Here is a 14,383-nt window from a genome sequence, read left to right as displayed (position 1 = left end):
TAATTGGGGCGATGTACTCAGACCTACTCGCAAACCTTAATCCAGAACAACGCGAGGCAGTGACCCTCCCGCCGGTAAATGAAAATGGCCAAGCCCAGTCAGCCCTGATTTTGGCTGGCGCTGGCAGTGGAAAAACCCGCGTTCTCACGACCCGTATAGCTTGGTTGATCCAAACAGGCCAGGTTTCACCTATTGGCGTCCTAGCGGTGACCTTTACTAATAAGGCCGCTAAAGAGATGATGCTGCGCTTAAGCGCCATGCTGCCTATTAACACTCGAGGCATGTGGATCGGTACTTTTCATGGTCTTTGCAACCGTTTATTGCGTGCGCATCACAAAGAAGCAGGTTTGCCGTCTACTTTTCAGATTTTGGATACCCAGGATCAGCTTTCCGCCATTAAGCGCCTTTTGAAGGGCTTAAAGGTCGATGATGAGAAATACCCACCTAAGCAGTTGCAATATTTCATTGCCCATGCCAAAGAGCGTGGTCAGCGCGCTAAAGAATTATCCGTAGGGGACGACTTTCAGGCGAAGATGGCTCAACTCTATGAAGCCTACGATGAGCAGTGCCAGCGTGAAGGTGTAGTCGACTTTGCTGAACTCTTATTACGTAGTTATGAATTGCTCAAACATAACGAGGCCATTCGGACGCACTACCAAGAGCGCTTCCGTCATATTTTGATTGATGAGTTTCAAGATACCAATGCCTTGCAATACGCTTGGCTCAAATTACTATCTGGTCATGATGCGAGTCGTGTCAATGTCAGCGGCATGGGAAGTAGTGCAGTTTTTGCGGTAGGCGATGATGATCAAAGTATTTATGCATTCCGCGGCGCAGATGTGGAGAACATGCGTTTGTATGAAAAGCAATATCACCCGATGATGGTCAAGCTTGAGCAGAACTACCGCTCACATGGCCACATCTTAGATACGGCCAATTACCTCATTTCCAATAATACGGATCGTCTAGGCAAGAACTTGCGTACCGATGCAGGTCATGGTGAGCTCGTTCGCATCTATGATGCGCCGAGTGATCATGCTGAAGCTGCATGGCTTGTAGATGAAATTAAAGCCCTGGTGAGTAGTGGTATCAAACGCACTGAAATTGCCTTGCTCTACAGAAGCAATGCTCAGTCACGCATTATTGAGCATGCCTTATTTTCTGCAGCGATTCCATATCGGGTTTACGGTGGACTGCGCTTCTTCGAGCGCGCAGAGATTAAACATGCCTTAGCGTATTTACGTCTGCTAGAAAATCCGAATGACGACACCTCCTTCTCGCGCGTAGTGAATTTCCCAACACGCGGTATTGGTGCAAGATCGATTGAGGCTGTGCAAGATGCAGCTCGTGCACAAAATAGTTCTTTGTATTTAGCGGCATCGACATTAGACGGTAAAGCTGGTGCCTCCTTAGGTGGCTTTGTACGCCTGGTGGACCATATGCGTGAAGCTACTCGTTACAACACATTGCCTGAGACAGTGGAATTCGTGATTCAAAACAGTGGTTTGATTCAGCACTACCTTTCAGAGCGCGAAGGCCAGGACCGTGTAGAAAACTTACAAGAATTAATTAACGCTGCAACCGCATTTATTGCAGAAGAAGGTTATGGTCAGGATGCCACTGCTGCCACATTGCCTGGTGAGAATGCCCCTGGCGTAGTCGAGGTCTCGCCGTTGGCTGCATTTCTCTCGCACGCTTCACTTGAGGCCGGTGATAACCAGGCCCAGGCAGGCCAAGATGCTGTGCAGCTGATGACAGTGCACTCTGCTAAAGGCTTGGAGTTCACCTCTGTATTTATTACTGGCTTAGAAGAGGGGTTATTCCCACATGAGAACAGTATTAATGAGCAGCATGGTTTAGAAGAAGAGCGTCGCTTAATGTATGTGGCGATTACACGCGCAAAAGAGCGCCTCTATCTCTCTCACACACAGTCACGGATGTTGCACGGTCAAGTTCGCTACAACATGCCATCTCGCTTCTTAGAAGAGTTGCCATGTGATTCGCTGAAGTGGCTCACTCCAAAAGTCAAAGATGCCCGTTGGGGTGGTACTGGCAATGGAAATGGCGGTCGCTCAGGGTCAACTTGGCAAGATGGCTATACACGTCAGCGTGAGTTTGGATCGAATGATTTCTTTGACAGTGGTAATGAACGCGAGCGACCTGCAAGGCAAATTGGCCGAGTAGGCTCTGCCTCAACCGCCGTAACTAGAATGGCCGCACCACCACGAGGAAATTACCCATTTACGATTGGGCAAAATGTATTCCACACCAAGTTTGGTGAGGGGCGCGTTACAGGCCTAGAGGGTAATGATGCTGATGCGCGCGCTCAGGTAAATTTCAAGCGCCATGGCGTGAAATGGCTGCAGCTCAGTATTGCTAAGCTTGCTGCGATCGATTAAGCGATCAAAGTAGCCGATTCTTTTTCGGCAAAGCATGCCTTCCAAGTAGCAAAGAAAGAGCAGTGCATTACAGTGAGCCCCGCCATAGAAATGGGGGCGATGATAAATGATGCAGCTTGGCCTAGGTCGAGAGCATCAAAGATGGAGCCAATCGTCAAAGGGATGGCGATTAAGATTGCACCCCAAATTGCGAGATAGATGAAGAATGCACCTCGATTAGTCCAGCAAGCAACAGCACTGGAAAAAAGCGCTTGCGCTATGGGCATATCAGACCAAGCAACGAGTACGGGGGAAAACCACATCAACATCGCAACTGGCACATACAGAAGGCCGCCAAAAAAGAGAATTAGATAAATCTGATTAATGGCTTCCGAAGTGATGGGCTTGTCGTTAGTCATCAGTGGGATAAGCAGCTCAAAATCTACCAACATACTTAAGATAAAGCTGAGAGCTAGTATGAGTGCGGCGTAGACCAATCCCAATTGGAGAATACGTTTTCGAACCAAGGGGGTGGATTGCAGGGCAATCACGTATACCGAGGGTCGAATACGCTCTTTTTGAATTGCCAGGCGACAGGCAGTCATAAAGCCCACCGACAAAGTAGGCGTGAGTAATAAGACGGCAAAGATGCCAATCACAGGTACGAGCACTGCAAGTTGCGCTACAAATATATACATGAATACCAGCATCAAAAACCCCAAAGGATTTTGTTTAAAAAGCCAAATGCCTTGACGTATCCAGGTGTAGCCCTCTTTTGGAGCGACGGAGTTCAGTTTCATATTGCCTTACGACTTAAAAGAATATTTTCGAAATGACGGGGGTCATGTGGGGTGAGCATTTGCGCATCACGTGGCAAATAAAAATCCCACAGGCGGGAAATCCAGAATCGCAGAGCTGCAGCACGCACCATCAGGGGCCAGCTTGCCTGTTCTTCTTTGCTTAGTGGGCGAACAGCTTGATAGGCATCCATTAGTGCCTTGAAGCGAGCGGGATCTAAGTCTTGCTTGTTGTCAGCAAGACACCAATCATTTGCAGTAACTGCTAAATCAAATAACCACTTGTCTGTTCCAGCGAAATAAAAGTCGAAGAAACCACCTAGCTGATCTTGAGAGCCATCGCTTGTGCCTTGAGGATCAAATAGCACATTATCTCTAAAAAGGTCGCAATGGCTTGCTCCCTGAGGAAGCAATGCATAAACCTCTGAGGTAAAGAATTGTTCTTGAGTTGCGAGCTCGCTAGTCAGCAATTCTTTTTGTGCATCACTTAAGTGTGACAACACTTGCGGGACTGTTTTTTGCCACCAAGCAAGACTGCGAAGATTCTCTTGAGTATGCTTAAAGTCGCTACTAGCCAAATGCATTTTGGCTAAGTACTCGCCAATCAGAGCGCAATGCTTAGCTTCGGGTGCAAGCCTAGAAACGCCGGGAAGCTTGCTCACAATTGCTGCAGGCTTACCTTTCAGTGTAAATAAAATTTGCCCCTGTTTATTTTCAAGTGGCTTAGGTACTGGAATACTTTTATTAGCCAAGTGGCGCATCAGATCTAGATAGTACGGAAGTTGCTCTGCAGACAGTCTTTCGAAAATAGTCAGAACATACTCTTGTTTTTTGCCATCTTTTTCGGTGTCGAGAAAGAAGTTGGAGTTTTCAATACCACCATGAATTCCACGAATATCGAGAGCCTGTCCGATATCAAAGTCACTTGATATCCAAGCGGAGATATCGCTCAGTTCAATGGGGGTAAAGACGGCCATGAGTAAAGATTAAAAAGGAACTCGGATACTCGGTACGCTGATCAGGTCAGTTTCTTTTGGTACGCCAGGCATGACCGTTGCCGGAGGTGCCATTTCGTAGTTGGTGTAGCGAGTCTTCACATCCACCTGAGTGGGCGCATTGGTATCTTTGTACTCGGTAATTTCAGTACCAGTAGATTCTTTGTGTTGAAAGCTCGGTTTACGACTTTTAGGCGCGCTGGTTGCTTGAGAAGCGCTCACTGCAGGCGCTAAAGGTTGATTATTAATACGCTGCAACTCGGAGGGGCTGAGCGCTTGCGAGTTATTTTGGGCGTGTGCTGAATTTAGGCTAAAAGAGGCGAAAGCCATTAAAAAGCTTGTCAGAACAAGGGTTTGGCTCAAAGAAGAGTGGAGTAAGTTAGTTAGTGCGTGCATCATTTTTCACCTTTTTTAGGCCTCTTTTCAGGAGGATTTGAACCTGATCTGTAGGCAGTTAGCAACTAGATTGTACGATTGCGGTATGACTAAACATAGACTCTTGTTGGTAGACGGCTCTAGCTACCTCTATCGCGCCTTTCATGCCATGCCAGACCTCAGAAATGGGGCAGGTGACCCAACGGGAGCCATCTATGGAATGGTGAATATGATGCGCCGAGCCCGCTCAGAACTCAAGGCTGATCACATTGCCTGTGTTTTTGATGCCAAAGGCAAGACTTTCCGGGATGAAATGTATCCCGAGTACAAAGCGCATCGCTCCCCCATGCCTGAGGATTTGGTAAAACAGATTGAGCCGATCCATGCCATGGTGAAAGCCTTGGGCTGGCCGGTATTAATGGTTTCTGGGGTTGAGGCTGATGATGTGATTGCCACCTTGGCTAGTCAAGCAACTCAGGCTGGCTGGGAGACCATTATTTCTACTGGCGACAAAGATTTGGCCCAGTTAGTGAATGCCTCTGTCACCTTAATTAATACGATGACCAATGAGAAGTTGGACATCAATGGTGTGATTGAAAAATTTGGCGTACCTCCAGAGCGCATCGTAGATTACCTCTCCATCATTGGCGACACGGTCGATAACGTACCGGGCGTTCCTAAGGCCGGCCCTAAAACAGCAAACAAATGGTTGGCTGAGTTTGGTGATTTAGATAATTTGATGGCGAATGCCGATCAAGTAAAAGGTGTTGTAGGTGAAAACTTACGAAATAGTTTGGAGTGGCTTCCACAAGCACGACAACTCATTACCGTCAAAACCGATTGCGATTTATCGCCGCATCTTCCAGGCTTAGATGACCTGCATGCGAAACCTGAAGACGCGCCGCTCTTGCGTGAGTTGTTTGAGCGCTATGCATTTAAGACTTGGTTACGTGACGTGGAGAGGCAGTTAAGTGGTGCAGTTCCTGAGGCCGTCAGTGATTTTGATTTGGCTGGTAGCCCCATCAAAAATACTGCCGAAGCAAATGTAAAAGATGCAGTTAAAAAGTTTGGCCCCACTGCCACAGAAGCGACCACTGCCTTATCGCAAGAAACAACGGATCTGCATGGAGCGATTGCAAAACGCTATGAGTGCGTAGTTGATGAAATGGCGCTGGATCGTTGGATTAAAAAAATTGAAGGCGCTGCTCTTACGGCAGTTGATACTGAGACCACTAGCTTAGATGCACTGGCTGCAGAGCTTGTCGGTATTTCGCTTTGCGTCACCCCTGGAGAGGCTTGTTATATACCGGTAGCGCATCGTAATGGAGAAGCTCAGCTCAGTCGAGAACTGGTTTTGGCGCGCATGAAGCCTTGGCTAGAAAGCGCGACTAATTTAAAGCTAGGGCAAAACCTCAAGTACGACAGTCATATCTTTGCGAACTATGGCGTTGCTTTGCAAGGTATTACTTTTGACACCATGTTGGAATCTTATGTGCTCGAATCGCATATGCCTCACAACATGGATAACTTAGCCGAGCGACATCTCGGCATGAAAACTATTAAGTATGAAGAGGTATGCGGTAAGGGCGTCCATCAGATTGGCTTTGATCAAGTAGATCTGAAAATTGCCACCGACTACGCAGCAGAAGATGCTGACATTACTCTACGGTTGCACCATGTATTGTGGCCACAAATTCAGGCAAGTCCTGGCCTTCTTTACATTTATGGAAATATCGAGATGCCAGCAATGCGGGTCTTGGGCATCATGGAGCGTAATGGGATTCGGATTGACTCTGCCTTGCTATCTCAGCAAGGTCAAGAAGTTGGCAAACGACTGTTAGCTCTAGAGGGTGAGATTCATAAGCTAGCTGGGCAACCATTTAATATTCAATCCCCTAAGCAGATCGCAGAGATTTTATTTGGGCAGTTAGAGCTCCCCGTAATTAAAAAGACACCATCGGGTGCGCCATCGACTGATGAGGAAGTGCTGCAAAAGTTGGCGGAAGACTATCCCTTACCTGCGCGTATCTTGGATTACCGCAGTCTCGCTAAATTGATGTCGACTTATATCGAGAAGCTCCCACGTATGGCTGACCCTAAAACGGGACGAGTACATACGAGTTTTTCTCAGGCGACTGCGGTGACTGGACGTTTGGCTTCAAGCGATCCGAACTTGCAGAACATTCCTGTGCGCACGGAAGAGGGCCGTCGCATTCGGGAAGCGTTCATTCCGGCTGAGGGTTGTAAGTTACTTTCTGCCGACTATTCTCAAATTGAATTGCGCATCATGGCGCACATTGCTGAGGATGAAAATCTATTAGCTGCATTCGCTGCTGGTAAAGACGTACACCAAGCTACCGCTGCTGAGATCTTTGGAGTGCCATTAGAAAGCGTTAATTCAGAGCAGCGCCGCTATGCCAAGGTCATTAACTTTGGCTTAATTTATGGCATGAGTGCCTTTGGTCTAGCCGGTAATCTGGGTATTGAGCGCTCAGCAGCCCAAAACTACATTGCTAAGTACTTTGATCGTTATCCGGGAGTGGCTCAGTATATGGAGCGCACTCGCTTGGAGGCCAGAGAGAATGGTTATGTCGAGACGGTCTTTGGTAGGCGTCTATGGCTCCCAGAAATTAAGGGGAGTGGTCCTCGCCGCCAAGGAGCAGAGCGGGCTGCAATTAATGCGCCAATGCAGGGGACAGCGGCCGACCTGATCAAATTGGCCATGATTGCGGTCGAAAACTGGTTAGAACAAGAGCAGTTGAAGACCCGCATGCTCCTTCAGGTCCACGATGAGCTGGTATTTGATGTGCCGCTAGATGAGCTGGAGCTTTTGCAAGCAAAGCTACCTGATTTAATGTGCAAGGTAGCTGAACTAAAGGTTCCTTTGGTAGTTGGTATTGGGATTGGCGATAATTGGGAAGAAGCGCACTAAATTAGGAGACTAAGAGATGACAACGAAAAAAGATCAGGGTTCAAACATGGTGTCCAGCGATAGAAGGGGTTTTATGAAAGCCTCTGCTGTCACAGCAACAACTATGGGAATTGGTTTTGTAGCCGCTTCTGAGCCAGTCATGGCCGCAGCGATCCAAACGGATTTCACTGGCATTAAGGCGGGCGAGCAAATGATTCCAGTAGGAAGTTTTCAGATGCCTGCCTATGTTTCACGTCCAGAAAAAGCCAAAGGTAATTTGCCGATTGTGATTGTTGCTAGCGAAATCTTTGGTGTACACGAATACATTGCAGATGTCACTAGACGTTTTGCTAAATTGGGTTACCTAGCGATTGCCCCAGAATTTTTTACTCGTGCTGGCGATCCGAATACTTACGGCACCATTGCCGAGATTCAAAAAAATATCGTTGCCCCAACGGGAGATACTCAAGTTCTCAATGACTTACAAGCAGCCTTAGTATGGGCCGGCAAGAACGGTGGCAACTTGAAAAAAGTTGGCGTTACTGGATTTTGCTGGGGTGGTCGCATTACTTGGTTATCGGCCACACTGCCTCAGGTTAAGGCTGGCGTAGCTTGGTATGGTCGTGTTATTGGTGAGAAAACGGAAGGTAATCCGCGCCACCCAGTCGATATTGCTGCTGATCTCAAGGCGCCAGTACTTGGCTTGTATGGTGGCGCTGATACTGGCATCTCCCTAGAGAGTGTTGAGCAAATGCGTGAAGCGCTTGCAAAAGCAGCCCCCAAAAATCCAGCAGCCAAAGCCTCTCGCTTTGAGATTTATCCTGATGCACCGCATGCCTTCCATGCAGATTACCGAGCTACTTATCGCGAAGGTCCTGCAAAAGATGGTTGGGAAAAATGTATTGCTTGGTTTAAACAAAACGGGGTTGCCTAACTTCCATGTCAGTACTGCAAAGCATCTTGTTGGTAACGGCGCTAGCGGGAACCGCTAGCGTTCTCGTTGCCGCAAGTTTTTCTTTGTCTTTTCTGTCGAAGATGGTTCACAGCATGGTGAGTGTGTCAGTGGGTATTTTGCTGGCCACCGCCTTGCTGCATTCATTACCCGAGGCATTTACGATGCCGGGTGTGAATCCTCAGCTCTTATTTGCCACCTTGCTTGCAGGGCTCTTAGGTTTTTTCTTGCTTGAGAAAATCTCTTTATTACGTCATAGCCATCATCACGAAGGGGATGGTCATGATCATCACCATGGTCATGATGCAGAAGTAGCGGGTCGCAGTGGTTGGATGATTTTGGTCGGCGATGGCATACACAACTTTGTTGATGGTGTTTTGATTGCTGCTGCCTTTATGGCGGATTACCAGGTGGGTATCTTTACTGCGATCGCCATCATTGCTCACGAGATTCCGCAAGAAATTGGTGATTTCATCGTACTGCTGAATGCTGGATTTACTCGCACTCGTGCTTTGATGTACAACTTAATTTGTGGCTTAGCTGCGGTGCTAGGTGGCGTCTTGGCGTACTTCTTTTTGGAGAGGGCGCATGCGGCAATGCCGTATTTGTTAGTCATTGCCTCAAGTAGTTTTATTTATATTGCGGTGAGCGATCTGATACCACAAATGCACCGGCGCCCACATTGGGCTGAGTCTTTGCGTCAAACGATTTTGATTGCCTGTGGTGTTGGCTTGGTAATTCTGCTTTCACTCTTGCATTAAAGAGCTACTGGTCGGCTTGGGTCGGCACACCATTCACTCCAGCTACCTGCGTATACACGTGAGCCCTTGAGGCCAGCGAGTTCCATGGCTAGTAGGTTATGACAGGCCGTAACTCCAGAGCCACATTGATGAATCACCTCGGAAGGTTTGGTTGAGCCCAAGAGATCTACAAAGTCTTTAAAAAGTTGTTCTGGAGCCTTAAAACTTTTTCTGGAAAGATTTTCTCTAAAACAGTAATTAATTGCGTTAGGGATATGTCCACCTACAGGATCTAAAGTTTCATTTTGACCATGGAAGCGATCATTTGCACGAGCATCAATAATGAGATTTGTTTTTGCCTGGAGATTGTGAACAACTTCTTCTACTGTCACTAAGCCAACATAAGGCATTGTAGGCACTGGCGTTGTTGTTGGATTGGATTCGCGTGGCATAGTGCCAATCGGACCATTCCAAGCATCTAGACCGCCATCTAATACTTGAACATTGGCATGGCCAGTAGCTTTAAGCATCCACCAGAGGCGACTGGCATATACAGAACCCTGATTGTCGTAGGCAATCACTAAGGTATTGGAGTCAATGCCCAGACGCGATTTGGTTTGGGCCCAGGCTTCTGGGGTGGGAAGTGGGTGACGACCATTCTTGCCCGTCTTTTCACCAGATAAATCGTGGTCTAGGTCCACAAAGAGTGCGCCTGGAATATGGCCTTCTAAATAAGACTTACGACCAGCTAGCGGATCGACTAAATCAAAGCGGCAATCGCACAGCAAAACATTCTCACCACTATTAATGATTTCTTCTAACTGGTTTGCAGTAATGAGAGGCGTCATGATGGTTTCCTATTGAGGGCGAGATTGGTGTTGCTTAATTATGCGCCTTGATAATTCATGGCACGACGATACCATTCATGGAAATGTTGCATGCCATCTTCCATGGGGCTTTGGTATGGACCCACTTCATTTTGACCGCGAGCTAACAGAGCAGCGCGACCAGCATCCATACGCTCCGCAATTTCATCATCCTCAATACAAGTTTCCATATAGGCTGCACGCTCTGCCTCTACGAATTCGCGTTCAAAGAGCGCGATTTCTTCAGGGTAATAAAACTCCACTACATTACGTGTTTTATTAGGGCCCATTGGATGTAAGGTGGAAACACATAAAACACCGGGGTACCACTCGACCATCACGTTAGGGTAGTAGGTAAGCCAGATGGCGCCATGGCGCGGGGTCTTGCCTTCATGGTGGCGCAATACTGCTTCATGCCACTTTTGATACACGGGTGAGCCAGGTTTCTCTAAATTCTTGTGAATACCGACCGTCTGCACGCTGTGCCAGTCACCGAATTCCCAGCGCAAGTCTTCGCAAGAAACAAACTTACCTAAGCCTGGATGAAAGGGCACTACGTGATAGTCCTCAAGATAGACCTCAATAAAAGTCTTCCAGTTGTAATTGCATTCATGGACCTCAACATGATCTAGAACGTAGCCTTCAAAGTTGAGATCATCAGCTACGCCAAGCTTGGCAAGATCGGTACGCACATCACGTGGACCTTCAAATAAGAGTCCTTGCCAATTCTGCAAAGGTGATTTACCGAGATTAAGGCAAGGCTTATCTTCAAAATGGGGTGCGCCCATGAGCTGACCGTTTAAATCGTAGGTCCAGCGGTGCAGGGGGCAAACAATATTGTCTGCCTTACCTTTGCCATTGAGCATGAGTGCTTGGCGATGACGGCAGACATTAGAGAGGAGTTCAACGCCGGCTTGGTTTCTAACCAATAGGCGGCCTTCATTCTCAGATGTCAAAGTTTGGTAGGAGCCCATCTCGGGAACCATGAGTTCGTGACCAACATAGCCTGGGCCCCGCTTAAAAAGCAGTTCAATTTCACGCTGATAGAGATCAACGTCAAAATAGGCCGAAACCGGCAGTTGTAAGTTGGACGGCGCAAGCTGCTGCGCGGTAGCCAGATTAGTCATTCTCCCCACCCCCGAAAACGTCAGCCGAAGCTAAGCGGAATAACCAATCCAACCATCGACGGATCGATATTGGAAAGGAAGGAAGCGATTATACCCATCTGACCCTCATCTCGCTTTAATATAGGGGGCTACATCTCTAAGAAATTTGAAGGAAATAAGCTAATGCCAGCGAAGAAATCTGAAGATCAGAAGCCCGGTCTTGAGCTGCAAATCGACCCTAATTTGCGTTATGAGCAGGCTGTCAAGGAGCTGGAAAAGCTGATTTCGGATATGGAATCGGGCAAATTCTCTTTGGAAGAGACACTTTTGGCTTATCAGCGTGGTGCAGCACTTCTAAAACATTGCCAGGCTATGCTTGCTCAAGTTGAGCAGCAAGTTCGGGTATTTGAGGCCTAAGCCCCTCTAAGACTTTGCCTTATGAACCACGCACTTTCATTTGAAGATTGGGTTCGTGCTCACGGGCAGCGAACTGAATTGGTTCTCGAGAGTTTGCTCGATGCTGCAAATGCTAATCCTGTACGTTTGCACGCAGCCATGCGTTACGCCGCTCAAGGTGGCGGTAAGCGTATTCGTCCTTTATTGGTTTATGCCGCTGGTGAGCTAGGTGATGATTCCGGTGAAGAGAAAAATAACGCTCTAGATTCTGCTGCGTTTGCAATTGAATGTATTCACGCCTACTCTTTGGTCCACGATGATTTGCCTTGTATGGATGACGATGATTTACGCCGTGGACGTCCTACTGTACATAAGGCTTATGACGAGGCGACTGCTTTATTGGTTGGCGATGCATTACAGACTCGTGCATTTGAGGTTTTGGCAAATACGCAGTGCGATGGGAATACGCGCTTGGCAATGATCAGTGCATTGGCTAGTGCGTCTGGTTCGCGCGGTATGGCTGGTGGTCAGGCAATTGATTTGGAGAGTGTGGGTAAAAAATTAGATCTCACAGGCTTAAAACAAATGCATGCGATGAAAACAGGTGCTCTACTTTCTTGTTCTGTGCAGATGGGCGGCATTGCTGCCAAGCTCAATGCGATTCAAATGCAGCATCTCAAAAACTACTCTGAAGCTTTAGGCCTAGCCTTTCAAATTGTGGATGATGTTTTGGATGTCACCGCAGATAGTCAAACTTTGGGTAAAACCGCAGGAAAAGACGCAGCCAACGACAAGCCCACCTATGTGACCTTGATGGGTTTAGACTATGCCAAGAAAGCGGCAACCGATTTACAAGAAACGGCAATTGCCAGCTTAGAGAGTTTTGGCGCTAAAGCTCAAGCCCTGAAAGATTTGGCTCTATTAGTGGTTAATAGAGGTAAATAAGATTACTAAAGATTTGATGACTTTAAATTCCATTCATTCCCCTGCAGATCTAAAAAAACTCTCTCGCGAGCAACTGCCTGCGCTTGCAGATGAGTTGCGCCAGTTTGTGTTGGATTCAGTATCTAAGACGGGCGGACATCTTTCTTCTAACTTGGGTACGGTCGAGTTATCCATTGCCTTGCATTACGTTTTTGATACACCGCAGGATCGAATTGTGTGGGATGTGGGTCACCAAAGTTATCCGCACAAAATTTTGACTGGCCGTCGTGAGCGTATGGGTAGCTTGCGCCAGTTGGATGGTTTGTCAGGTTTCCCCCGTCGCGCTGAAAGTGAATACGATGCCTTTGGTACCGGCCATTCTTCAACGAGTATATCTGCGGCGATGGGCATGGCTCGCGCTTTTCAAACTAAGGGTGAGAAGCAAGTCGCCGTTGCAGTGATTGGCGATAGCGCCATGACGGGTGGAATGGCATTTGAAGCCATGAACAATGCGGGCGTGTATGAGGACCTACCATTAGTAGTCATCCTGAATGACAACGACATGTCGATCTCGCCAGCTGTAGGTGCACTCAATCGACATCTCGCTCGACTATTAAGTGGCAATATTTACTCTGCAACCAAGAAGGGTATCGACAGCGTTTTATCTATTGCACCGCCTTTGCGCGAGTTTGCTAAACGCTTAGAAGATCATGCAAAGGGCATGGTTTCTCCATCCACCATTTTTGAAGAGTTTGGTTTCAACTATTTCGGCCCAATCGATGGCCATGACTTAGATGCCCTCATTCCGATGTTGCAAAACGTACGCCGCTTGGCGCTTGAGGGGCGCGGTCCCCAGTTCTTGCATGTAGTCACTCGCAAAGGTCAAGGCTATGAGTTGGCTGAAGCAGACCCAGTGCTCTATCACGGTCCGAGCAAGTTCAATCCAGAAGAGGGTCTGAAGAAGTCCACCACTCCTTCTCCCAAAACCTTCACTCAAGTGTTCGGTGAGTGGTTGTGCGATATGGCGCACGCCGATCCATTATTGATTGGTATTACCCCAGCAATGCGTGAAGGCTCTGGCCTAGTGGAATTTGAAAAGAATTTCCCTAAGCGTTATTACGATGTGGGTATCGCTGAGCAGCATGCAGTGACTTTCGCTGCTGGTATGGCATGTGAAGGTATGAAGCCAGTAGTAGCTATTTACTCAACATTCTTGCAGCGCGCCTACGATCAACTGATTCATGATGTCGCGATTCAGGATTTGCCAGTGTTGTTTGCATTGGATCGTGCAGGATTAGTGGGTGCAGATGGCGCAACACATGCTGGTGCGTATGACATTCCGTTCTTACGTTGTATTCCGAATATGTTGGTCTTGACACCGGCAGACGAAGCGGAGTGTCGTGATTTATTGACGACTGCATTTCATCAGCCGCACCCAAGCGCAGTGCGCTATCCACGCGGTGCTGGTGTCGGAACGATTCCTTCTAAAGAATTACGTACTGTGCCATTAGGTAAAGGTGAAGTACGTCGTCAGTCGAGTGCGCCTGCCGGTCAGCGCATAGCGATCTTGGCTTTCGGAACTCTGCTCTATCCAGCACTTGAAGTGGCTGAACAAATCAATGCCTCAGTGGCCAATATGCGTTTTGTTAAACCATTAGATCTTGAGCTTCTCAAATCTTTGGCGCAAGACCATGATTATTTTGTGACGATTGAAGATGGTGCCATTCAGGGTGGTGCAGGCAGTGCGTGCTTGGAGGCACTTTCTGCGATGGGGATAAACAAACCCCTTTTGCAATTAGGTCTACCTGATGTATTCGTGGAGCATGGTGATTACAAACTCTTGATGAGTCAATGTGGCTTGGACGTTGCGGGGATTGCAAAGGCTATTTCCCTGCGTTTTCTAGTTAAAACTGCAACAAATCCTGTGGCTGTAGGCAAATAAG

General features: G+C 47.7%; 12 protein-coding genes. 7 read left to right on the top strand and 5 right to left on the bottom strand.

Annotated elements, in window-relative coordinates; genetic code table 11:
* The first annotated feature begins 11 nt into the window (after positions 1-11).
* Complete coding sequence (locus CL55_RS08630) at positions 12-2,399, top strand: UvrD-helicase domain-containing protein (RefSeq protein WP_046330720.1); 2,388 nt, start codon at positions 12-14, stop codon at positions 2,397-2,399.
* On the opposite strand, the gene CL55_RS08625 is transcribed toward CL55_RS08630, so the two are convergent.
* From CL55_RS08625 to CL55_RS08615, 3 genes are read right to left on the bottom strand one after another with little or no spacing between them, the layout of a single operon-like run.
* Positions 2,396-3,178, bottom strand: coding sequence for a BPSS1780 family membrane protein (locus tag CL55_RS08625; protein ID WP_046330719.1), 783 nt, complete (start codon positions 3,176-3,178; stop codon positions 2,396-2,398). The genes CL55_RS08630 and CL55_RS08625 overlap by 4 nt on opposite strands.
* Positions 3,175-4,152: a homoserine kinase gene (locus tag CL55_RS08620; RefSeq protein WP_046330718.1), complete on the bottom strand. Its 978-nt coding sequence runs from the start codon at positions 4,150-4,152 to the stop codon at positions 3,175-3,177. Before CL55_RS08620 ends, CL55_RS08625 begins: the two co-directional genes overlap by 4 nt.
* Before the next feature lie 9 nt (positions 4,153-4,161).
* Entirely contained in the window at positions 4,162-4,569 is a 408-nt protein-coding gene (locus tag CL55_RS08615; protein ID WP_237150493.1) for a hypothetical protein, read from the bottom strand.
* 82 nt (positions 4,570-4,651) lie between these two features.
* Between CL55_RS08615 and polA the strand changes: the two genes are divergently transcribed.
* The 3 genes from polA to CL55_RS08600 are packed head-to-tail and all read left to right on the top strand — an operon-like array spanning position 4,652 to position 9,169.
* Positions 4,652-7,477 carry a DNA polymerase I gene (gene polA / locus CL55_RS08610; RefSeq protein WP_046330717.1) on the top strand — a complete coding sequence of 942 codons (2,826 nt, stop codon included), beginning with the start codon at positions 4,652-4,654 and terminating at the stop codon, positions 7,475-7,477.
* A gap of 16 nt (positions 7,478-7,493) precedes the next feature.
* Positions 7,494-8,390, top strand: coding sequence for a dienelactone hydrolase family protein (locus CL55_RS08605; RefSeq protein ID WP_046330716.1), 897 nt, complete (start codon positions 7,494-7,496; stop codon positions 8,388-8,390).
* 5 nt (positions 8,391-8,395) lie between these two features.
* Positions 8,396-9,169 carry a ZIP family metal transporter gene (locus CL55_RS08600; protein ID WP_046330715.1) on the top strand — a complete coding sequence of 258 codons (774 nt, stop codon included), beginning with the start codon at positions 8,396-8,398 and terminating at the stop codon, positions 9,167-9,169.
* Here CL55_RS08600 and CL55_RS08595 read toward each other — a convergent pair.
* Positions 9,166-9,996 (bottom strand): sulfurtransferase, encoded by an 831-nt coding sequence (locus tag CL55_RS08595; protein ID WP_046330714.1) that lies wholly within the window; start codon positions 9,994-9,996, stop codon positions 9,166-9,168. The genes CL55_RS08600 and CL55_RS08595 overlap by 4 nt on opposite strands.
* A 38-nt stretch (positions 9,997-10,034) precedes the next feature.
* On the bottom strand, positions 10,035-11,141 hold the full coding sequence (locus tag CL55_RS08590; protein ID WP_046330713.1) for an aromatic ring-hydroxylating oxygenase subunit alpha: 1,107 nt from the start codon (positions 11,139-11,141) through the stop codon (positions 10,035-10,037).
* A 162-nt stretch (positions 11,142-11,303) separates the two neighbouring features.
* Here CL55_RS08590 and xseB point away from each other — a divergent pair, with 162 nt between their 5' ends.
* Genes xseB through dxs form a run of 3 tightly spaced genes read left to right on the top strand, consistent with a single transcriptional unit; the run spans position 11,304 to position 14,382 of the window.
* Entirely contained in the window at positions 11,304-11,537 is a 234-nt protein-coding gene (gene xseB / locus CL55_RS08585) for an exodeoxyribonuclease VII small subunit (RefSeq protein WP_046330712.1), read from the top strand.
* A gap of 21 nt (positions 11,538-11,558) precedes the next feature.
* Positions 11,559-12,461, top strand: coding sequence for a polyprenyl synthetase family protein (locus tag CL55_RS08580; protein WP_046330711.1), 903 nt, complete (start codon positions 11,559-11,561; stop codon positions 12,459-12,461).
* Between the two features lie 16 nt (positions 12,462-12,477).
* Positions 12,478-14,382: a 1-deoxy-D-xylulose-5-phosphate synthase gene (gene dxs / locus CL55_RS08575; RefSeq protein WP_046330710.1), complete on the top strand. Its 1,905-nt coding sequence runs from the start codon at positions 12,478-12,480 to the stop codon at positions 14,380-14,382.
* Position 14,383 lies beyond the last annotated feature (1 nt).

The sequence above is a fragment of the Polynucleobacter duraquae genome, from assembly GCF_000973625.1.
GTDB lineage: Bacteria > Pseudomonadota > Gammaproteobacteria > Burkholderiales > Burkholderiaceae > Polynucleobacter > Polynucleobacter duraquae.
This window is presented reverse-complemented; position numbering and strand designations above follow the sequence as displayed.